The sequence below is a fragment of the Acinetobacter sp. PW68 genome, from assembly GCF_020982655.1.
In the GTDB taxonomy this organism is placed as follows: Bacteria; Pseudomonadota; Gammaproteobacteria; order Pseudomonadales; family Moraxellaceae; genus Acinetobacter; species Acinetobacter towneri_A.
Genome location: NZ_JAHZSX010000001.1, coordinates 261,708 through 283,123, shown reverse-complemented (window position 1 = coordinate 283,123; position 21,416 = coordinate 261,708). Strand labels below are relative to the sequence as shown.

23 protein-coding genes and 5 tRNA genes are annotated in these 21,416 nt (G+C 42.2%); 2 read left to right on the top strand and 26 right to left on the bottom strand.

Annotated features, from left to right (window positions below; genetic code table 11):
* Nucleotides 1-46: 46 nt before the first annotated feature.
* From rplL to K1T76_RS01150, 26 genes are all read right to left on the bottom strand, one after another.
* Nucleotides 47-418 carry a 50S ribosomal protein L7/L12 gene (gene rplL / locus K1T76_RS01275; protein ID WP_004975779.1) on the bottom strand — a complete coding sequence of 124 codons (372 nt, stop codon included), beginning with the start codon at nt 416-418 and terminating at the stop codon, nt 47-49.
* A 48-nt stretch (nt 419-466) separates the two neighbouring features.
* Nucleotides 467-973, bottom strand: coding sequence for a 50S ribosomal protein L10 (gene rplJ, locus K1T76_RS01270; RefSeq protein ID WP_019836123.1), 507 nt, complete (start codon nt 971-973; stop codon nt 467-469).
* Nucleotides 974-1,294: 321 nt separating this feature from the next.
* The gene (gene rplA / locus K1T76_RS01265) at nt 1,295-1,990 is read right to left on the bottom strand and encodes a 50S ribosomal protein L1 (RefSeq protein WP_230243908.1); all 696 of its coding nucleotides are present in this window, start codon (nt 1,988-1,990) and stop codon (nt 1,295-1,297) included.
* A gap of 3 nt (nt 1,991-1,993) precedes the next feature.
* On the bottom strand, nt 1,994-2,422 hold the full coding sequence (gene rplK / locus K1T76_RS01260) for a 50S ribosomal protein L11 (protein WP_004975771.1): 429 nt from the start codon (nt 2,420-2,422) through the stop codon (nt 1,994-1,996).
* A gap of 116 nt (nt 2,423-2,538) precedes the next feature.
* Nucleotides 2,539-3,072: a transcription termination/antitermination protein NusG gene (nusG, locus tag K1T76_RS01255; RefSeq protein ID WP_004975770.1), complete on the bottom strand. Its 534-nt coding sequence runs from the start codon at nt 3,070-3,072 to the stop codon at nt 2,539-2,541.
* 7 nt (nt 3,073-3,079) lie between these two features.
* Complete coding sequence (gene secE, locus K1T76_RS01250; protein ID WP_070155481.1) at nt 3,080-3,520, bottom strand: preprotein translocase subunit SecE; 441 nt, start codon at nt 3,518-3,520, stop codon at nt 3,080-3,082.
* Nucleotides 3,521-3,593: 73 nt separating this feature from the next.
* Nucleotides 3,594-3,669: transfer RNA gene (locus tag K1T76_RS01245), tRNA-Trp, on the bottom strand.
* A gap of 51 nt (nt 3,670-3,720) precedes the next feature.
* Complete coding sequence (gene tuf, locus K1T76_RS01240) at nt 3,721-4,911, bottom strand: elongation factor Tu (protein WP_230243906.1); 1,191 nt, start codon at nt 4,909-4,911, stop codon at nt 3,721-3,723.
* 149 nt (nt 4,912-5,060) lie between these two features.
* Nucleotides 5,061-5,135, bottom strand: a tRNA-Thr gene (locus K1T76_RS01235).
* Nucleotides 5,136-5,149: 14 nt separating this feature from the next.
* Nucleotides 5,150-5,225 (bottom strand) — tRNA-Gly (locus tag K1T76_RS01230).
* Between the two features lie 36 nt (nt 5,226-5,261).
* Nucleotides 5,262-5,345, bottom strand: a tRNA-Tyr gene (locus K1T76_RS01225).
* Between the two features lie 55 nt (nt 5,346-5,400).
* A tRNA-Thr gene (locus tag K1T76_RS01220) sits at nt 5,401-5,476 on the bottom strand.
* 98 nt (nt 5,477-5,574) lie between these two features.
* Nucleotides 5,575-7,068: an anthranilate synthase component I gene (trpE, locus tag K1T76_RS01215; protein ID WP_230243904.1), complete on the bottom strand. Its 1,494-nt coding sequence runs from the start codon at nt 7,066-7,068 to the stop codon at nt 5,575-5,577.
* A gap of 152 nt (nt 7,069-7,220) precedes the next feature.
* On the bottom strand, nt 7,221-7,892 hold the full coding sequence (locus K1T76_RS01210) for a phosphoglycolate phosphatase (RefSeq protein WP_230243902.1): 672 nt from the start codon (nt 7,890-7,892) through the stop codon (nt 7,221-7,223).
* A 62-nt stretch (nt 7,893-7,954) separates the two neighbouring features.
* Nucleotides 7,955-8,605, bottom strand: coding sequence for an FHA domain-containing protein (locus K1T76_RS01205; RefSeq protein ID WP_230243895.1), 651 nt, complete (start codon nt 8,603-8,605; stop codon nt 7,955-7,957).
* A gap of 69 nt (nt 8,606-8,674) precedes the next feature.
* Nucleotides 8,675-10,930 carry a type II secretion system secretin GspD gene (gspD, locus tag K1T76_RS01200; RefSeq protein ID WP_230243893.1) on the bottom strand — a complete coding sequence of 752 codons (2,256 nt, stop codon included), beginning with the start codon at nt 10,928-10,930 and terminating at the stop codon, nt 8,675-8,677.
* 59 nt (nt 10,931-10,989) lie between these two features.
* On the bottom strand, nt 10,990-11,829 hold the full coding sequence (locus tag K1T76_RS01195; protein WP_019838110.1) for a type II secretion system protein N: 840 nt from the start codon (nt 11,827-11,829) through the stop codon (nt 10,990-10,992).
* Nucleotides 11,829-12,569, bottom strand: coding sequence for a type II secretion system protein N (gspN, locus tag K1T76_RS01190; protein ID WP_019838111.1), 741 nt, complete (start codon nt 12,567-12,569; stop codon nt 11,829-11,831). The genes K1T76_RS01195 and gspN overlap by 1 nt, the downstream gene beginning before the upstream one ends.
* 162 nt (nt 12,570-12,731) lie before the next feature.
* Nucleotides 12,732-13,058: an H-NS histone family protein gene (locus K1T76_RS01185; protein ID WP_019838112.1), complete on the bottom strand. Its 327-nt coding sequence runs from the start codon at nt 13,056-13,058 to the stop codon at nt 12,732-12,734.
* 160 nt (nt 13,059-13,218) lie between these two features.
* Nucleotides 13,219-13,635, bottom strand: coding sequence for an acyl-CoA thioesterase (locus tag K1T76_RS01180; protein ID WP_019838113.1), 417 nt, complete (start codon nt 13,633-13,635; stop codon nt 13,219-13,221).
* A gap of 9 nt (nt 13,636-13,644) precedes the next feature.
* Nucleotides 13,645-14,838 (bottom strand): hypothetical protein, encoded by a 1,194-nt coding sequence (locus tag K1T76_RS01175; protein ID WP_019838114.1) that lies wholly within the window; start codon nt 14,836-14,838, stop codon nt 13,645-13,647.
* Nucleotides 14,839-15,675, bottom strand: coding sequence for a hypothetical protein (locus K1T76_RS01170; RefSeq protein WP_230243892.1), 837 nt, complete (start codon nt 15,673-15,675; stop codon nt 14,839-14,841).
* Nucleotides 15,672-16,451, bottom strand: a complete 780-nt coding sequence (locus tag K1T76_RS01165; RefSeq protein WP_230243890.1) for a uroporphyrinogen-III synthase — start codon at nt 16,449-16,451, stop codon at nt 15,672-15,674. The genes K1T76_RS01170 and K1T76_RS01165 overlap by 4 nt, the downstream gene beginning before the upstream one ends.
* A gap of 21 nt (nt 16,452-16,472) precedes the next feature.
* A complete protein-coding gene (gene hemC / locus K1T76_RS01160; protein ID WP_230243889.1) occupies nt 16,473-17,393 on the bottom strand; it encodes a hydroxymethylbilane synthase in 921 nt (306 codons plus the stop codon).
* Nucleotides 17,394-17,515: 122 nt separating this feature from the next.
* On the bottom strand, nt 17,516-18,256 hold the full coding sequence (locus K1T76_RS01155; RefSeq protein WP_230243887.1) for a LytR/AlgR family response regulator transcription factor: 741 nt from the start codon (nt 18,254-18,256) through the stop codon (nt 17,516-17,518).
* 67 nt (nt 18,257-18,323) lie between these two features.
* The gene (locus tag K1T76_RS01150; RefSeq protein ID WP_019838118.1) at nt 18,324-19,478 is read right to left on the bottom strand and encodes a sensor histidine kinase; all 1,155 of its coding nucleotides are present in this window, start codon (nt 19,476-19,478) and stop codon (nt 18,324-18,326) included.
* Between K1T76_RS01150 and argH the strand changes: the two genes are divergently transcribed.
* Both argH and K1T76_RS01140 read left to right on the top strand, forming a co-directional pair.
* Nucleotides 19,469-20,899: an argininosuccinate lyase gene (argH, locus tag K1T76_RS01145; RefSeq protein ID WP_171257432.1), complete on the top strand. Its 1,431-nt coding sequence runs from the start codon at nt 19,469-19,471 to the stop codon at nt 20,897-20,899. The genes K1T76_RS01150 and argH overlap by 10 nt on opposite strands.
* Before the next feature lie 13 nt (nt 20,900-20,912).
* The gene (locus K1T76_RS01140; protein ID WP_026438236.1) at nt 20,913-21,185 is read left to right on the top strand and encodes an oxidative damage protection protein; all 273 of its coding nucleotides are present in this window, start codon (nt 20,913-20,915) and stop codon (nt 21,183-21,185) included.
* Nucleotides 21,186-21,416 lie beyond the last annotated feature (231 nt).

Sequence of the window (21,416 nt, the reverse complement as noted above, 5' to 3'; positions counted from 1 at the left end):
AGCCAATTTTTGGAGCCGATTATAAAAAATCGACTCCCTTAAGAAATTACTTAAGAGTAACTGTAGCACCAGCTTCTTCAAGTTTCTTCTTAAGCTCTTCACCTTCTTCTTTAGAAACAGCTTCTTTGATCACTGAAGGAGCGCCTTCAACGATGTCTTTAGCTTCTTTAAGACCAAGGCCAGTAGCTTCACGAACTGCTTTAATTACAGCAACTTTGTTCGCACCGAAAGAAGTCAACTCAACGTTGAATTCAGATTGCTCTTCTGCAGCAGCAGCGCCAGCGCCTGGAGCAGCAGCAACAGCAACAGCAGCAGCTGATACATTGAATTTCTCTTCAAAAGCAGAGATAAGTTCAACAAGTTCAAGAACAGTTTTTTCAGCAACTGCGTTTAAGATTTCTTCGTTAGTTAAAGCCATGAGAATAACTCCAAATGGAAATTGAATGGTGTGGAAATAAATTTAAGCTTATGCAGCTTCTGACTCGTTTTTCTCTTTGAGCGCAGTAATAAGGCGACCCAATTTCGAAATAGGAGCTTGAAGAACGTTTGCAAGCATAGTAAGCGCTTTTTCTTGGTTCGGAAGATTCGCAATTACGCTAACTTCAGCACCTTGATAAAGTTTGCCGTCAAATGCAGCAGCTTTAAGCTCAAATGCTTTGTTTGTTTTAGCGAATTCTTCGAACAAGCGTGCAGCTGCACCCATGTCGTCTTCAGAAGTTGAGAAAGCTAAAATTGTTGGGCCAACAAGGTTGTCGTTCAAGATCGTGAATTGCGTATCTTGAAGAGCACGTTTTGCCAAAGTATTACGTACAACACGTGTAGTAACACCTAATTTACGCGCTTCAACACGTAGAGCCGTTAATTGCTCAACGCTTAAACCCTGATAGTCAGCAACAACAGCTGAGAACGCTTTAGAAGCAACTTCGTTTACTTCTGCTACGATCTGTTTTTTGTCTTCGATAAGAAGAGCCATTGTAAAACCTCCTAACGGTGATTTATGTACTTACACGAAGTACACTCCCAATTCGTAAATTCAAAACTGAATTTACACGCGGAGGATGAATAAATCACACCACCGCGTCTACCCAGGCTGGGATATTAAGAAAGCAGCATAAAACCACTTTCGCCTGAGGTCTTTGACGCTGATAAATTCTCATTTACCAATTCAAAGTCCGCCTGAGAACCCCTTCCCCCTATGGGAGAAGGTTGGGATGAAGATATTTCACCTCTCCCTAGTCCTCTCCTAATAAAAGAGGGTGATTTTCAGGACTTTAAAATTCTTTCTAAGTCAGACTTAGTTAGAAACGTTTTGTACATCAATAACAAGACCAGGACCCATAGTAGAGCTCAAAGTGATCTTTTTGATGTATACACCTTTAGAAGTTGCAGGTTTTAACTTTTTCAAGTCAGCAACTAAGGTTTCAACGTTTGAACGAACTGCTTCAGCAGTAAAGCCAACTTGACCAATCGCAGCGTGGATAATACCCGCTTTGTCTACACGGTAACGCGCTTGACCTGCTTTTGCATTTTTAACTGCAGTCGCAACGTCAGGAGTTACAGTACCCACTTTAGGGTTTGGCATTAAGCCACGTGGACCAAGAATCGTACCCAACTTACCTACAACGCGCATTGCATCCGGAGCTGCAATCACAACGTCAAAGTCAAGGTTACCCGCTTGAATGCTTTCAGCTAAGTCGTCGAAACCAACTACGTCTGCGCCTTCAGCTTTAGCAGCTTCTGCAGCAGCACCTTGAGCGAAAACAGCTACACGTACAGTTTTACCGGTACCTGCAGGAAGTGTAGTCGCACCACGAACAACCTGATCAGATTTACGTGGGTCAACACCCAGGTTTACCGCAACATCCAAAGATTCTTTGAATTTAGCAGCAGGAAGGTTGTTTAGAACTTCAACTGCTTCTTCCAAAGAGTAAACTTTGTTTGCTTCTACAGCAGCAGCAATGGCTTTTTGACGTTTAGTTAACTTTGCCATGTCTTATAGCTCCACATCCAAGCCCATAGAACGTGCAGAACCAGCAATGGTACGCACACGTGCTTCTAAATCAGCACCAGTTAAATCTGGTTCTTTAGTAGTCGCAATCTCTTCTAATTGAGCACGAGTCAACTTACCAACTTTGTTTTTGTTAGGCACAGCTGAACCCTTTTGAATGCCTGCAGCTTTCTTAAGAAGAATTGCAGCAGGAGGAGTTTTCATGATGAATGTGAACGACTTGTCGTTGTACACAGTGATCACTACAGGAATTGGCAAACCTGGTTCAACTTTTTGTGTTGCAGCATTGAATTCTTTACAGAATGCCATGATGTTAACACCACGTTGACCTAATGCAGGACCAATCGGTGGAGATGGATTCGCTTTACCAGCTGGAACTTGCAGCTTGATATAGCCGTCAATCTTCTTAGCCATTTCAAATTACCTCTGGGTACAAACGCCGCTAGGCTCCCCAATATTTTAAGTAACGATACCGTTACAACAACAATGCCCGATTCATCATAAATCGGGCGTTTTCCAACCACTCAAACTTAAACTGATTTTTCGACTTGACGAAATTCCAGCTCAACCTGAGTAGGTCGATTAAATACATTAATTGTCAACGTTAAACGTGACTTCTCGTATTGAACTTCTTCCACCACGCCTTTAAAGTCGGTGAATGGACCATCAATCACAAGTAATTCTTCGCCTGGCTCAAACATCGTCTTCGGACGAGGTGCTTCACCAGTATTGCGTACACGTGCAAGAATCGCATCAGCTTCTTTTTGCGTAATTGGGGCAGGCTTTTCTGCTGTACCACCAATAAAACCTAAAACTTTTGGACATTCTTTAACAATGTGCCAAGTTTCATCGTTCATTTCCATTTCAACCAATACATAGCCTGGAAAGAACTTACGCTCTGACTTACGTTTCTTACCATCCTTCATCTCTACCACTTCTTCGGTAGGAACAAGGACTTCACCAAAGCTATCGGCAACAGCGCTACGCTGGATTCGATCATTAAGCGAACGCATCACTTGTTTTTCATAACCTGAGTAGGCATGAATAATGTACCAACGTTTCATAGCTCTTTTACCCGATAATTAACTTGATTGCCCAGCCTAACAAATAGTCAAAACACCACAATACAATTGAAGTGACTACAACAACAATCAATACATGCCATGACGTTGTTACAGTTTCCTGTTTAGTAGGCCAAGTGACTCGACGCAATTCAATACGTGAATCTTTAAGCAAACGAACAAAGCCTTTGCCTTGATGGGTGGCGTATAATAAACCTAAAGCCACAACGATACAAGCCAAAATTACCCCAACACGCACCCAAATATCATTGGCTGGTGTCCAATATGCAGGAAGATGCTGATTCACCATCATCGAAGCGATGAATAAAATCAAAGCGATACCCCATAACACATAGTCTAATGGAGAACTCGATTGAACAACTTCAGCAGAATTATTTCTTTGAGGGATTGGCGCGTCGCTTAATGCGTCACGCGATTTATCATTCGACATTTTTGTACTCGTCGTAGAATTCGCGACTTATTATATGACTAGATTAGCCGACATCAAGCTTTTTTAAAAAAAGTGGCAGGCCAGGAGGGACTCGAACCCCCAACATTCGGTTTTGGAGACCGACGCTCTACCAATTGAACTACTGACCTACAAAACAGAACGAGAGCCAAAGCTCTCGACCTGTTCAACACATTCTATAATTATGCTGTTACTTTAGCAACAACACCTGCACCTACAGTACGACCACCTTCACGGATCGCGAAGCGTAAACCAGCGTCCATTGCGATTGGGTGGATTAATTCTACTGACATTTCAACGTTGTCACCTGGCATTACCATTTCAACGCCTTCTTTCAACTGGATTGCACCAGTTACGTCAGTTGTACGGAAATAGAATTGTGGACGGTAACCGTTAAGGAATGGAGTGTGACGACCACCTTCTTCTTTAGAAAGTACGTATACTTCCGCATCGAATTTAGTGTGTGGCTTGATTGTACCTGGTTTAGCAAGTACTTGACCACGTTGTACGTCTTCACGCTTAGTACCACGTAAAAGAACACCACAGTTCTCGCCCGCACGACCTTCGTCTAGAAGTTTACGGAACATTTCTACGCCAGTTACAGTTGTTTTAACTGTGTCTTTGATACCTACGATTTCAACTTCTTCGCCTACTTTCACGATACCAGTTTCTACACGGCCAGTTACTACTGTACCACGACCAGAAATAGAGAATACGTCTTCGATTGGCATTAAGAATGCTTGGTCAATTGCACGTACTGGCTCTGGGATGTAAGTGTCAAGCGCTTCAACAAGAGCTTCAACTGCAGCTTCACCATATTGACCAGCGTCACCGTTAAGCGCAAGAAGAGCTGAACCACGGATAACTGGAGTGTCATCACCTGGGAAGTCGTAAGTAGAAAGAAGTTCACGAACTTCCATTTCAACTAGTTCAAGAAGTTCTTCGTCGTCTACAAGGTCGCATTTGTTTAAGAATACGATGATGTAAGGTACACCTACCTGACGAGAAAGAAGGATGTGTTCACGAGTTTGTGGCATTGGACCGTCAGTCGCAGCACATACAAGGATCGCGCCGTCCATCTGAGCAGCACCAGTAATCATGTTTTTAACATAATCGGCGTGGCCCGGGCAGTCTACGTGCGCGTAGTGACGAGTTGGAGAGTCGTATTCTACGTGAGAAGTATTAATTGTAATACCACGTGCTTTTTCTTCTGGTGCAGAGTCAATTGCAGCGTAGTCTTTCGCTTCACCACCGAATTTTTTTGCACATACAGTTGCAATCGCAGCTGTTAAAGTTGTTTTACCATGGTCAACGTGACCGATTGTGCCCACGTTAACGTGTGGCTTATTACGTTCAAACTTAGCCTTAGCCATGTTCATCTTCCTCGTTTACGTCGAACACAATGCTGAGTAAAACTCTGCCCCGACATATCGCCTAAAAAACTAGACACCTAATACTTGAAAAGCAGACTAATAAGCCTGCTTTTTGGAAAAATTTGTGCGAATAATCGCTAAACTGTATCTGGAGCTCTTATCGAGATTTGAACTCGAGACCTCTCCCTTACCAAGGGAGTGCTCTACCACTGAGCTATAAGAGCGATAAATCCTTCGATGGAGCGGGAGACGAGGATCGAACTCGCGACATGCAGCTTGGAAGGCTGCCGCTCTACCAACTGAGCTACTCCCGCATCTATGTTGGTAATTACCACTTCTATCGAAGTTAATGGTGGTGGGAGAAGGATTCGAACCTTCGAAGCTTACGCGGCAGAGTTACAGTCTGCTCCCTTTGACCGCTCGGGAATCCCACCATTTTCACACTTACTCAGTGTTCGTTCTTTACTCAACAACACAAACTCTCTAAGATGGTGCCGGCACACGGATTCGAACTGTGGACCTACTGATTACAAGTCAGTTGCTCTACCAACTGAGCTATGCCGGCGTTTCTTAGTGTTTCGTACGTTTCGCATCGGAACGGTGTGCAGTTTAGCAAAACTTGAAATCCGTGCAAGTGTTTTTTTTAAAAAAAACGCTAAAAACTCATAAAATCAACCCATTTGATGATAATTCAACCGCTTTGATCACTGCGCGAGCTTTTATTAGGGTTTCATTCCATTCAGACTCAGGGTTTGAGTCCGCAACTAGACCTGCACCTGCCTGAACATAGACCTTATTGTGACGTATAACACAGGTACGAATCGCAATCGACATATCCATTTCACCATGCCAACCTAAATAGCCGACAGCGCCACCAAAAACACCACGTTTTACAGGCTCAACTTCATCAATAATTTCCATGGCACGAATTTTTGGTGCACCCGAAAGCGTCCCCGCAGGAAAGGTTGCCTGAAAAACATCCAAAGCGTCAACATCGTCACGCACCTCACCTTGCACGTTTGAAACAATATGCATGACATGCGAATAACGCTCGATCACCATTTGATCAGTTACTTGTACTTTACCAATCTTGGCGATACGTCCGACATCATTACGCCCTAAGTCAATCAGCATTAAGTGTTCAGCAATTTCTTTCTCATCCGATAATAAATCTTGCTCAAGTGTCAAATCTTCTTCTTTAGTTTTACCGCGCGGGCGTGTACCCGCTAAAGGACGCACAGTGGCAATACCGTTTTCCAAACGCGATAAAATTTCAGGTGATGAACCAACAATATGAAACGGTTGGTCATCACCCAAAGTTTTGCCTTGCACCAAGAATAAGTACGGCGATGGGTTGAGATGACGTAAAGCACGATAAACCTGCAACGGCTCACCATCGAAATCTGACACCATACGATGTCCAGGCACCACTTGCATGACATCGCCCGCACGAATGTATTCCTTGACGACATCAATGGTCGCCAAGAACTTTTCTTTGCCTGTGAGCGAGTCAAAATGTGGTGGCGTATGTTTTTCTGCTTTTAGACTAATCGGGGTTGCTAAAATTTCTTCTAGTACATCGAGTTGCTGCTGCGCCTGAGCATAAGCATCTGCCTGCATTGCATCGGCATGTACAATTAAGAACAAAGTATCTTTTAAGTTATCAAACACGATAACCGTTTTAGACAACATCATCCAAATATCAGGCAAGCCGACGGGGTCTGCTGTTGGCACATTTTTCAAACGTGGCTCAATATAACGTACTGCATCGTAACCCAAATAGCCCACCAAACCGCCTGTAAAACTTGGCAATTCAGGCAAGTCGGCTTGCGTAGGCACTTTAAACTGGGTCTGAAAATCGCGGATATACTGAAACGGCTGCGCACAAGTTTGTTTTTCGATTGAACCATCGGCATGTTGGATGGTGAGCTCACCCGCATTGCAAGAGAAAACTGTAGATTCACCCAAACCAATAATTGAATAACGCGCCCAGTTTTCACCCCCTTGTACAGACTCAAACAAATAAGCTTGTTGATGCTGCTTCAAACGCGCAAATACCGACAATGGAGTTTCGGTATCAGCCAAACGCTGGCGATATACAGGAATGAGGTTGTAGCCTGCTGCTTTAAGTTGTTCAAATTGAGTCTGAGTGGTCATGTGGAGCTCTCTATATTTCGATGTAGCAATGTTTTCGATAAGACGAAGTGAAGGACGGTTGTAGATTGACTAGCGTCGCCATCGAAATACGGGCATTACAGCCTGACTCATATTGATATCCTTTATAGCAATTAGCATGAAGTTTTAAGCACTTAAATATTTAACAATTCAGTTAAATTATCTACAATTTGTTGCGGCTGACAATTGGCAATCGGTTCACCATGATTATAGCCGTAGCTGACTACAATACAATCAACCCCCGCTCGACGCGCAGCTTCAACATCATTAGAAGAATCACCAATCATCAAGACTTGAGACTTTTCCACTTGATAATGTTCCACACAATGTAGCAATTGACGTGGATGTGGTTTACGCTCCTCAAAGCGATCTCCACCAATCACATCAGCAAAATAGTGTTGCATCTCTAATGCTTCCACAATGGCACGAGCTGGTTGTTCAGGCTTATTGGTCACACAAACTAAGGTTTTTTGTTGTGCTTTTGCCCAATCCAAAAATTCAATAATGCCCGGGAAGGGTTGTGTGTCGATACACGGATCGGCATTATAAATTTCTAAGAAGGTGTTTAGTAGCTGTTGTTGCTGTTCAGGATGAACTTCGCCCATTAAGTGCGATAAAACACTATTACAAAATACCGCAGTTCCCTTACCCACCCACGTTCGGACTTGTTCCAGTGTTACCAAAGGCAGTTGCAGCGCATTTAAACTCATATTCATGGCGCGGTATAAATCTGTCGCAGAATCGACCAAGGTGCCATCTAAATCAAATAAAATGACTTGACGCGTATCTAGCTGAGCAATAGACATTCTTCCCCCCTAAATGAACAAAGGCATGCGATCGCATGCCTTGATTGTAAAGCAAAGGCTACTTATTTAAACAATAGCCAAGCCAAAACTGCCAAAATCACCAAGACAACTAGTGAAATCAAGCCAACAGAGGCATTTTTCTGCTGTTCTTTCTCTAGTTCCACACGAGAAACAGGCTGCTCGACAGGCACAGGTGTTGGCTCTGCTTGAGCTGCATGAATATCTACACCTTCTGGAATAGGCGCTGGTTTCGGCACTGCCACACCTTGCGGCATACCATCTCGGTTTAATTGCATAGAACTGTCACGTTGATTCAACTCAGGCATTCCCTGCTCATTCATTTGCTGTGCAGGTGTTTTTTCTGTTTGCGCTGTGACTTTATCTGCAGTTTCAGCAACATCAGCTGCATGCTCCAATTCAACCGCAGGCGCAAGTACTGAAAATTTTAAGCTAGCAAATTGAACGATATCACCTTCTTTAAGTAAAGTTTCATCGGCAATACGCAAATCATTAACAAAAGAGCCGTTCGAAGAATTTAAATCTTGCACATACAGCGCTTGTTCTTTAAGTAAAAAAGCTGCATGTTTACGTGAAATTTCTGCCGATTGCAGCACCAAATCTGCACTTTGATGGCGCCCCACCAACATATCACGGTCGATACTAATTTCTTGGCCAGTAAATTCACCGCTAATTGCTTGTATTTTCCAAGTCATAAATAACTTCTCTCGTGTGATTTGGCGACATCATAACATGCCCTTAACCACAATCTGCGCAGGATCCGATTAAGGTGTAGCGCGAATTGTGGTCGTGGTGACTGTATTTTTGGTTTTGCTGACTTCCTGCTGTGGCAAAACTACGTTTTGGCGCTGCACCGCAGGCTCAATCGCAACAGGAGTGCTCACCACCGTTTCTGTACGGTTTGCAGGCACTGCTGACGGCAGGGTTTGATAAGTTCCTGCTTGCGGTGCAACTCGAGAGACAGGCAAACGCTGCTGATAGACATCACTAACATTTTCAGGCAGTTTAGCAAAGCTACCATCGGTATCCATCGCCAATTGAAGGCTATACAATTGACTATAACGCTGCTGCGAAATACGGCGAATGTCCTGACTATCTCCCACAATCGTTGGGTGAATAAAAATTAATAAATTACGTTTTTGATTAGATTGACCATCGGAACGGAATAAACGCCCTAAGCCTGGAATAGCCCCCAAACCTGGCACAGCTTGACGACTATAAATCGAGTTATCAGAAATCAAGCCACCCAAGACAATGGTTTGCCCATGTTTAGCCAAAATCGAAGTTTTAATGGCGCGTTTGCTGGTGACTAAATCCTGCGCCTGACCTTTATTGGCTTTGACATCCGACACTTCTTGTTCAACTTCCAAGCGTAGTGTTCCACCCTCACCAATATGTGGCACCACTTTTAAAGTCACCCCGACATCTTTACGTTCAATGGTGGTATAAGGATTTGCCACACCACCATTGGTGGATAATGACCCTGTCACAAAAGGAACGTTCTCACCCACCACAATATAGGCTTCTTCATTATCCATAGTCACGATAGAAGGGGTAGACAATAAATTGGATTTGGTTTTTTCTTTCAAAGCCTGAATCATCGCACCATAGAGTTTACGGGAACCATCGCTTCCTTCACGATAATCCCCCAAAACCAAAGATGTACCTGCACCAATCGCACTGCCTGCACCCGCTGCACCACCAGTCAAATAGCCTGCTGCAACATTTTTTAAACTTGCACCAATATTGTCAAAGTTAATCAGGCCAATGCCGCTGCTTAAATCACCCAATGCCCACTGAACACCCAATTGGTCGGCATCGGTGCCCTCTACTTCTATAATTGCAGCTTCAATCAACACCTGTTGACGACGGGTGTCTAGCTGCTGAATCGCCGATTCAATTTCACGCATTAACTGCGGATCGGCTTTGACCACCAAAGCATTTTGCGAACCATCGGCAATAATACTGACACCATTGCTATTAAAACTCGTGATGTTGTTCTGATTATTACTATTCGAGCTGCCCCCTAAATTAATACTTGGGGTAGAAATGGTCGATGAATTACCTGTGGTGTTATTGTTGCTGCTTAAATTACTAGAACTGCTGTTGCTACTGTTGCTATTAGCATTAGCGCTGCTGCTCACCGCCTGCCCTGAAACCAGACCTTGCAATATTTCTGCTAAATTCTGTGCACTGGCATACTTCAAGCGAAAAACCTTTAAACCACCCAAACGATCTGCAGCAGGCACATCCATCATTTCAATCATTTGGCGAATACGTTTACGTGTTGCGGTATCGCCTTTGATGATAATACGATTGGTACGATTGTCTGCCACAATGCGTACACGCGAACCTTTAATATCTTTCGCAGCCCCTGTCGAACTCATCGACTCGAGCAAGCCAATCACTTCTTCGGCTTGACTGGATTGCAGACTAATCGCCTCAATATCATTTTGCCCCGTACCATCTAGGTTACGGATAATGCTTTCTAACTGATAAATGTTACTGGCACGATCTGACACGATTAAGGCATTGGTGCCCCCTACCGCTGATAAGTGTGCAAATTGTGGCATGAGCGGACGTAAAGCAGGAATCAGGTCATTGGCATTGGTATTTTCCAGCCATATCACCCGCGTTACAACTTGATCACCACGCGCATTTTGACGACTGTCATAAGGAATGCCTGAGCTTTTAACATTGCTGTCAGGTACAAGGCGAATGGTATTTCCTGATGGAATAGCCACCACACCATTCACATTCAACACCCCTAGAAATAAGTCATAGACTTCATTTTTATTCAGGGCTTTGTTGGAAATCACCGTGACATTGCCACGCACACGCGGATCGACTGCAAAGTTCTTGCCGGTAATATCGGCCACTTCATTAATAAATGCAGTTAAGTCCGCATCACGTAAATTAATTTTCCAGGTTTGCGCATGACTTGCAGTACTCACCATTGCAACAAGCGGTGCAGCAGCCAGTAATGCCCAAAATGGACGCTCATGATTCAATAAAGCCATAATCTACTGTGTTTCCTAACCCTAAATATGCCTCTGCATTATTCAACATGCCGATTCATTTAAAAATTTTGTTGTATGGTCATCACCTGATCACCACGTTTTATTTCTAATTTCACCTGACCTTCACGACGCGCTTGTTCTAATAACTGCGCATCGTTTTGCCCTTGCCCGACGTTTTGTCCATTTAAAGACAAAATACGGTCACCTGGCTGTAAACCCAGTTTATTTCTTAAAGCGGCTGGCGTACGTGTGGTCACTTCATAACCATTGCCCGTATTTGCCTCAACACCCATCTCTTTTAAATATTGTTCGCGATCTTCCTGTATACGCTGCACTGCCTGTCCAATGGCGTTATTCGGTTGTACGGACTGGGGGGGTGCCATTGCAGGCTCTTGGTTACCATTTGAAATTAAAGGTGCGATAGGTTGATTTAAACCATTTTCAATACCCTTAAACAATACTTCACGCGTCGCGCCACTGCTATGACGTAAAACCACCCGATCCCAATAAACTTCTGCCAATTGGTACTGACTCGAATCAATCACATCTCCAACACGGTATCGCTCTGCCACGTCATTCACTTTAATAACCGCAGAAGAAAACTGACTCGGTTGCCCAACCACCACACCTTGCAAGGTCATATTTAATTGATCATCGGCAGTGTTGCTACGCCCAAGTTCTTGAAACAATGCAAAGGATGAAGTATTCGGGATTTGTGGTTGCTGTGAACCTAACTCCACCCGATCAATTTGCATGACTTGGGGCGGCGCAACAACCCACCAAAATAAACTCGCCAGCTTCCAACACAGGTACAAAATCAAAAAAGTTAAAAGTACAGGCGCAGCACGATCAAACTGCTTCCAGTGCAAATTTTCCAATCGTTCAGAGAGTGTACGCATTAGAAACCTCCTTTAAATAGAGGTTGGCGAGTACTGATTACATAGGTATCTAAGCCCGCTTTACCCTCATAAGAGGCGATATTCATTAATAAGCGTTGCGTAAGTTGTACATCTAACATCAAGCTTTGATCAAGCGCAATATTCAGCATTTTTTGTTCACGCTGATCGCGAATATCAAATAACAGTTTGCCATTTTCATCAGACAAGCTGCCTTTTAACGCAGGAATATTCATACGGTCTTGGCGCTGAGCAAAACGATACAGCAATTCGCCACCCGCCCACTGCAACTGTCCTTTGCTTTTGGTAAAACCTTGTTGTTTTTTAAAATTCAAATGAATATCTTTGAGTTGAATCGCATTACTTGGCCACTGCCAGTCCACAATACTTTTTAAGGTTTCTGGCGCAACTTGCCCATCTAAAGATTGCACCAAGACGCTACCAAAACGATAGCCAATAATGCCTTCGAGTTTAGTATTGCCACTGTGCACTTCAACATCGGCAGCGACACGTAATAAAACTAAATCTAAAGGACGTGTATTCCAACTTAAAGAGCCACGTAACTGTCCTTTATGCCAATCAGCTTGTCCTTTCCAAATATTACCACTCACATTGTGTAAGGTCTGATTATTTTTATAAAATTTTGAAATCAACCACGCTGCGGGAATTTGTAACAACACAAAAAACAAAAATGCAATGAGGGCGAAAATCCACCACGTGATGTATTTGGGTTTCTTTATCATGCCACCACGACCAACCTTACTAATTTTTCTATGAATGACTTTTTATAACACTCACACATTATGCACACTTTTTCGGCGTCGCCAATTCATACCGATAAAAAAACCAAGCTGTATTGCTTGGTTTTTGAACTCTAAGTCAAGTCAATGACAAATTGATGAAGCTTAGATTAGAAAATCTTCAAGTTTTGCGCCTTTTTCTATTTCAGCGACTAACCAGCGTGGTTTTTTTCCACGACCCGTCCAAGTATCTGTAGGATTGGTTTTGCTACGATAACGTGGCGCTACAGTTTTACGTGGGCTTTTCTTACGCTTGCTTTCGCCAACTTCCAAAATCTGCTCAATGCTTAAACCCAAATTGTCTGCAATCGCTAAAATTTGATCATAGGCATCTTCAATCGCTTGATCTTTTTTTGTTGCAATTAATGCTTCCGCTTCCGCTTGTAAATGCTTTAACTGTTCTACAGACAAATTGCTAATATCAGGCATCATACTTACTCCAAAAACTATGCTTTTTATATTCAGTTATTAAATTAAGCAGATTCATTCTATTTTTATCAAACCCAAGCGTCAATAAAAAACCCACTACTCTACATATAAATAACAGTCGGACATATTATGAACTGATTATTAAGATTTAATCAAGAATATGCTATGCAGTTTTTTCTATTTTATGGATCGCCGCGCGTACATTTTCAGGGATTAAGGTTTTTTGCATATTGACGCAATCCACACATACAATCACTGCCTCTGCCTCTGCCACCACCATTTGCTGTGCTTCACTATAAATTAAATAATGCATACGCATGGCACTATTACGCAACTCTTCTACCCGAACACCAATTTTTAAAATATCAGGATAAACCACGGGACGTATATATTTGCACTGATTTGAGGCAATTACAGTCAAAACATCTTGCTGTAAAATTTTTAAATGGTTCAAATAATACAAACGCGCATTTTCAATATAACGGTAATAAATCACATTATTGACATGCCCAAAAGCATCCATATCTCCCCATGCGACACGCTGCTCAAAAACAATTGGATAATCTGCTAATGTTAACACTACTCACCTTTAAATTTTAATTTCGACAAAATTAGAATTATTTTCAAAGATTAAATTTAACTGTTTTAATAATTCAGGCTGATCTTTTAAGTTAGATTTAACTCTTAAATAACTCATTAATACGTGTTCAGGATATAAATCCAGTAATTGTTCGGCTTCTGAATAACGTGCTGTTGCCGTAAAAATATGCCATTTAGCAAAACTAAATACAGGTAATACAGGATATTTCTGTTCCCACAAATTTATTTGCTGTTCAATTTTTGCATAATCAGGTTGCTGTTTTAACAACTGATGTTGGAACCATAAATAAAACACTTCCTGATTAAACTGTTCACTCAACATATGTACCGCAAGACGTTCATGTTGTGCAGCTAAATCAGGCAGACGCGATAACAACTTCAACCACAACACCTGAGTGGCATAAGGCTGACTGAAAATCTGCTCCCCTAAGTCGCAATAACGCTGTTGCAAGGCCTGTAAATTTTCTGCATCGGTCTGCTCAAATTGTGTTAATAACTGGGTTAGCCACTTTTGTTTGGTGTCTGCATCTAAATGCCCGTATTTGGTCGAACGCAAATAATGCCAAGGATATTGCGTGGCAAACTCACCCCACAAAGCAACTAAACGCTTTTGATAAGCTGTTTTGACTTTAAATAACCACGGCGATAATTCATGCTGATTCAGAAACTCTAAATGTGTCAAAGCTTGTTCAGGTTGCTGCTGCGCTAAATAAATTTCAATACGCTGTATTTCTGCCAATTCAAACGCCATGGCACTACTTTGATTTAATGCAGTCAACGCTTGCGGATATTGCTGTTGAATGGAATACATACGTGCTTCTATCACCCCTTTGAGGAAGCCTGACTGGGCAAATACCTGTCGAATAAATGTATGTTGATCTTCAGCAGCATCTAACAACCAAATGACCCCCAATTGCTCATAAGGATGCAGATTTTTAAAGTTAAATACGGTTTCAACCTTACGCTGCTCACGGCTAAAATAGCGTTTTAACAACAACCATAAAATTTGTAGCGAAACACTGATCGACAAGAAAAAAAACAACAACAACCAAATATTGGTTTGCAATTGCCATTCACGCCAATACACATAAACATAGCCTGAACCATACCCATAACTCAGTACACTCAGCAAAGCTATCAGTAGAATACTGACCACTACATAGGCGAGTAAAATCTGTTTCATTTATACCGCTCCCAATAAAGCACGCGTTTTTAAACTTGGCGTTGGAACGATATTTAAGTTTTTAATTTTTTCTAATTGCTGAACCAATTGCTGTACTTTCTGATCAGGTAATTGTTGTAATAACTGAATAATGTCATTCACTTCTTGTTGATATTGCACATATTGACCTTGCATAAATACTTGTCGAGCCAGCAATAGACGCAATTGTGCCTCTTTTAAAATAATCTGGCGCTGCATCAACTGTGTTGCCGGTTGCTTGGCTGATTCAATACTCAGCCATTTTTGCCAAATATAACGATCATCGACATCTGCAGGGTTCAGCTCAGGTTGTTGAACTTGCTGTTTTATGTGTTGATCTAACTGTTGTAACAACTGACTCACTTGTTGATATTTCGCATCGCGTGTTGTTATAAATTGTTGAATTTGTCTCTGATCTTGCTGAATAACTTGGTGCAAACTTTGTTTCAAAGCTGGCGCTAAAGCATATTCGTTTAACTCACGGTCTAAATTTGCCAGCATTTCGGTTGCATAGTGAAATTGCTGCTGCTGTAAAGAAAATTCCACCAAGTCTAATTGCTGCGCCACCATCTCCATTGGTTGAATAGCATCTACTTGCGGCACAGCGCTGGATACTGCGGGCTGTTCTGCTGCACCTTGTGTATAATTACGTCGCTGTAAAGCCACCAGTTGATCATTTAAATTGGCAATATTTTTTTCTACTAAATGCAAACTTTGACTGAGTTGCTGTTGTTGCGTCGAAACTTGCATCACATCAAAACTTAATTTAACGATCCAAATCAACGCAATCAACATCACGATCACAACCAGTTTTTTCATAGCTTTCCTTGCATGCGCATCATGTGCTGCAATATTAATTCTGTTTTTAAATGGGTCAACTTCAATACTTTATATTTTGTATGATGCTGCATTTGATAATCGAGTAAAATTTTCTCTAAACGATCACCCAATACCCAATAATATCCTCTGTTCAGTAAATCAAATTCCTGCCGAATCAAGCTCAGCCAGTTTAACCAACTGGCTTCACTGCTAATCATCATGATAAATTCTGAAGATTGTATTAAACGTGCGCGTACTGCCTGCATTTTTTCAATAGAACTGGCAGGACACTCCCGTCTATACAACACAAAATTATGGATCTGCATCCCCTGATCAAGCAGCGTTTGCATCATAAATTGCCGACCGCCCTCACCACGCCAAAAAGCAATTTGTGTGCCCACTTTTAAATTTTGCAAACACGGCAAACTCAGCATCCCTTCGGAGGTTTCAACCTGCGGGACTTCGCTATGAACACCATATCCGCGTAAAACTTCTGCAGTTTTCTCACCCACAGCCACCCAACGTATATGTTGCAAATCCTGCAAGGATATTTGGCTTTGGGTTAAATATTTCATCCCAATATCGACTGCAGTAGGACTGACCACCACAATAATATGTGTATGTGGCAACTGAGTGTATAAATTAGCCAGTTGCTCTGACCACGGCTGTGCAGTAAGCTGCAACAAGGGCAAGTCAATGACCTCAATATGCTGTTGTTGCAAAGCCTGAGTTAAGACCTCTGCACGATCTTTAGGTCGGGTATTAATGAATAGCATGGGCTTCTGGCGCAATATGGACTATTGATACAAGGCTTTCAGTAATTCACCCGCACCTTGTGCCAATAAAGCTTTTGCCAATTCTTCACCTAGCATTTCAGCCTGTTCAGGTGCACCATGTTGCACAGCTTTAAGAATGGTTCGCCCATCGACACTACCAACACGACCTTCAATCTGCAATTGACCATTCTGCAAAGTTGCATAGCCTGCAATTGGTACCTGACAACCGCCTTCTAAGTAAGCATTAAAAGCACGTTCGGCACGTACACACACATTGGTTTCAGCATGCATTAACGGCAAAATCAAATCCAGAACCGCCTGATCTTGGCTACGACATTCCAGACCCAAAGCCCCTTGCCCCACTGCAGGTAGGCTCACATCCGGCTGAATAGTATGGCGAATGCGCTCTGCCAAGCCCAAACGCCTTAATCCTGCACTGGCTAAAATAATTGCGTCATACTGACCATCATCTAGCTTAGACAGGCGCGTGCCCACATTGCCACGTAAATCAATAATCTCTAAATCTGGACGTGCTTTTAAAATTTGACATTTGCGGCGCAAGCTTGAGGTTCCGACTTTAGCGCCCTGTGGTAAATCTGCAAAACTGGCATAATGGTTCGATACAAAGGCATCGAACGGGTCTTCACGCTCACAAATGACCGCCAAGCTTAACCCTTCAGGCAATGCCATGGGTACATCTTTCATGGAATGTACGGCTAAATCGGCACGACCATCCATTAAAGCAGCTTCTAATTCTTTGACAAATAAGCCTTTCCCCCCAATTTTTGCCAGTGGGGTATCTAAAATTTTATCGCCCTGTGTGACAAAAGTCACCAACTCAACAGTTAAATCGGCATGCATCGCCTCTAAGCGGGCACGAATGTGTTCAGCCTGCCATAACGCAAGCGGGCTTTGTCGAGTGGCAATTTTCAGGGTTTTCATCATAACAGCTAAGCAAGATAAATAAGTTCATCTAAACTTAACCTGATCCCCTAAAAATGCAAGCCTATTTCTTTACTGATTTATCAATCTGTTGCGTATTCATCTGCGATGAGAATGATCAATTAGAGTTTTTGGATGCGTTCTCGCAATAAAGGTAAATGTCGTCGACTAACAGCCAAACGCTCATCTAGCTCGCGGCAACGCACCTGATACTGTCCTGAATTGACCACTTCTAGCCCCTCCAAAAACTGAATCGAGACCAAAGCATTTCGGTGAATGCGAATAAATTGATCACCAAATTCGCTTTCTAAATCTTTCAGCGTTTCATCAATCAAGACACTGCCATTTTTATGACGCACCGTGACATATTTCTGATCGGCTAAAAAATAATAGATATTTTCTAGAGGCACCAACTCTACACCACGATAGGTTTTCGCAGCAATTTGGTGACGTTTTATTTTTAATTCGTCCATATTTTCTTTTTGTTTTAAATGACTCATCTGCGCTTGCGTGAGTTTTTTTAAATGATCTAAAACCTGTTGCAATTCCTGTTGCATAATAGGTTTTAACAAATAGCCTTCCGCATGGGACTTAAATGCCTCAAGTGCATGTTGATCGTAGGCGGTACAAAACACAATGGCTGGCGTTGGGTCAAGCTCACGCAAATGTTGAGCGCAACTTAAACCATCCATTCCCGGCATTTGAATATCTAATAATATGACATCCGGCTGATGTTCATCTGCCAGTTCAATCGCCTGTTGCCCATGAGCTGCCGTTGCTACTACATGATGCCCCAATTGAGTGACCAAACGTGATAATCGCTCTCTTGCTAGAGGCTCATCATCACAAATTAGGATGTCCATTTCCCCTCCTTATGATTTGAATACTTTATTTTTATCAAGTTAAGAAAAATTTGAACAATCACAATTTTTATTTATAGCGATATTGCAATACCGTTGTGTACATACCTTTCCCTGCATAACTTTGAAAAGTGACACTTCGTCCATAATAAGCCTGTAAACGCTGTTTCACGTTTTGTAGCGCAATACCGTGTCCTTGTCTTAAATTTATTTTATCGCTGACATACGGATTTGTAATGACAATATTGACTTGGTTTTGCAATATTTCGATCAATATACTTATCGTACTCTTTGCTAAAACTTTTTCAACTCCATGAAAAATACTATTTTCTAACAAGGGTTGTAAAGTTAATAAGGGAATTTGTACCTGACTGAGCAGTTGCGGTTGTTCAATTTTCCATTCTACGGTCAGTCGTTCACCTAAACGAATTTGTTCTATATCTAAATATCGCTGACAAAGTTCAATTTCATCTTTCAGGCTTACCAGTTTTAATTCTTGCAAACTGGCACGAAATAAACGTGATAAATTGAGCAGCATTTGCTCGGCTTTATCGGGATCTATGGCAATGAGACTAATCACATTATTTAAACTATTGAATAAAAAATGTGGATGAATACGCGCCTGCATGGCATGTACCCGCGCTTGTAATTCACTGTGCTGTTGCTGAATTGCCTGTTCACGTACATAAATATACCGAAAGCAAAATGCGCCCAATAATACACCATAACTCAAATGCAGTCCGACACCATGTAACAGATCATCTATACCAAATTGTTGTAGATGAAATTTTTGCCCAAAATGCAACAATGTATTTAAACTGAGTGTGGTCAGCAACACGATGCCTTGCAGCAGCAAAAAGCTGACCAAAAAAGATAAACTCAAGCCCATGCGTAAAAAACGTGCTTGAAAAAATTCCACCAAGGCCGCAAAACATAACACCACCCAATTGATGTAAAGCACGTATTGCAGCACCCGAGCAAAACTTAAGCCGTGCCAACCTTGAGCTTCAGCCAATGCCAAGACCATCGCCAAGGCATTACTGCCAATAAATAATTCAATTAGATATTGCCAACGTCCTATTTTCGTAAAAAAATACAGCTCATGTTGTTCTGCCTGCGTATCAGCATAAGTTTGATTGGCTTGTTCTTCGGCAAGTGAATCTGAATTTGTTATACTCTTGTCCAAATCACCGCTTTTTACTTTATTGAGCCGATATGACCACATCTTCTAATTCCTCAAATCCGTCACAAGCCCAAACTTCGGGTATGTGGGGCGGTCGTTTCTCTGAAGCGACTGATGCTTTTGTTGCTGAATTTACAGCATCTGTTCAATTTGACCAACGCTTTTATAAACAAGATATTGCTGGCTCAATTGCGCATGCAACGATGCTTGCCAAAGTAGGCGTACTTACAACTGAAGAGCGTGACGATATTATTCAAGGTTTAAATACCATTCAGGCTGAAATTGAAGCAGGTCAATTTGAATGGCGTATTGATCTTGAAGATGTCCACATGAACATCGAATCACGTCTTACTCAGCGTATTGGCATTACAGGTAAAAAATTACATACAGGTCGTAGCCGTAACGACCAAGTAGCAACCGATATTCGTTTGTATGTCCGTGACGAAATTGATGCCATTTTAGAATTATTAAAAAAATTACAACACGGCATTTTGAGCTTGGCAGCCAAAAACACCCATACCATTATGCCTGGTTTCACCCATTTACAAACCGCACAGCCTGTGACTTTTGGTCATCACCTTATGGCGTGGTTTGAAATGCTGGTACGTGACTCTGAGCGTTTAATTGACTGCCGTAAGCGTGTTAATCGCATGCCTTTAGGCTCTGCTGCTTTAGCAGGGACTACTTACCCAATTGACCGCGCTTTTACCGCAGAATTATTGGGCTTTGAAGCTGTATCTGAAAACTCGTTAGATGCCGTATCTGACCGTGATTTCGGAATTGAGTTTAACGCCGCTGCATCTTTAATTATGATGCACTTGTCGCGCATGTCTGAAGAATTGATTTTGTGGACATCGGCACAGTTTAAATTTGTGAATATTCCCGACCGTTTCTGCACTGGCTCATCTATTATGCCGCAGAAGAAAAACCCAGACGTGCCTGAATTGGTGCGTGGTAAAACAGGTCGTGTTTATGGTGATTTAATGAGTCTATTGACCCTGATGAAAGGTCAACCGCTTGCCTACAACAAAGACAACCAAGAAGACAAAGAACCATTGTTTGATGCAATTGATACTGTACGCGGCTCGCTCATGGCATTTGCCGACATGATTCCTGCCTTAGTACCGAATATTGCAGAAATGCGTGAAGCAGCATTGCGTGGTTTCTCTACCGCAACCGACCTTGCAGATTACTTGGTGAAAAATGGCGTAGCCTTCCGTGATGCGCATGAAATTGTAGGTAAAGCCGTAGCCTTGGGTGTTCAAGAAGGTAAAGACCTGTCTGAACTGAGCTTAGCGCAATTACAACAATTCTCTGACTTGATTCAAGCCGATGTATTTGAAAAAGCCTTAACCCTTGAAGCTTCTGTAAATGCACGTGATCATATTGGTGGTACTGCACCTGCACAAGTCGCTGCAGCAATTGAACGTGCTCAAGCACGTCTTGCCCAACTTTATGCCTAACCGGGAAGTCGCTATGTCTAAACAAGTGTTTTGTCGTAAATATCAAAAGGAAATGGATGCGATGGATTTTGCACCATTTCCAGGTGCAAAAGGTCAAGAACTGTTTGAAACCGTGTCTAAGCAGGCATGGCAAGAATGGCTCAAACACCAAACTACACTCATTAACGAAAAGCGTTTAAATGTGTTTGAGGCCGATGCGAAAAAGTTTCTTGAAGAACAGCGTGAAAAATTCCTGAACAATGATGCTAGCTTAGAAGTCGCTGAAGGTTTAAAACCTCAAAACTAATTCCAAACCAGTATTTGCACTTGCATCATGCGATACTGAGATCACGCACTAATACCAAAGAAGAGTCTTCACGAAGGCTCTTTTTTATGCCTTTTTTTGCATGACCTACTGCCATGCAGCAAAACAACTGAAAGAAGATTCAAAAAATGAAAGCTGTTGCTGATTTTTTAAAGATGAACATTTACATTTTTAAGCCCTAAAAATAGTGGCTTAGGCGATGATTTCAAATAA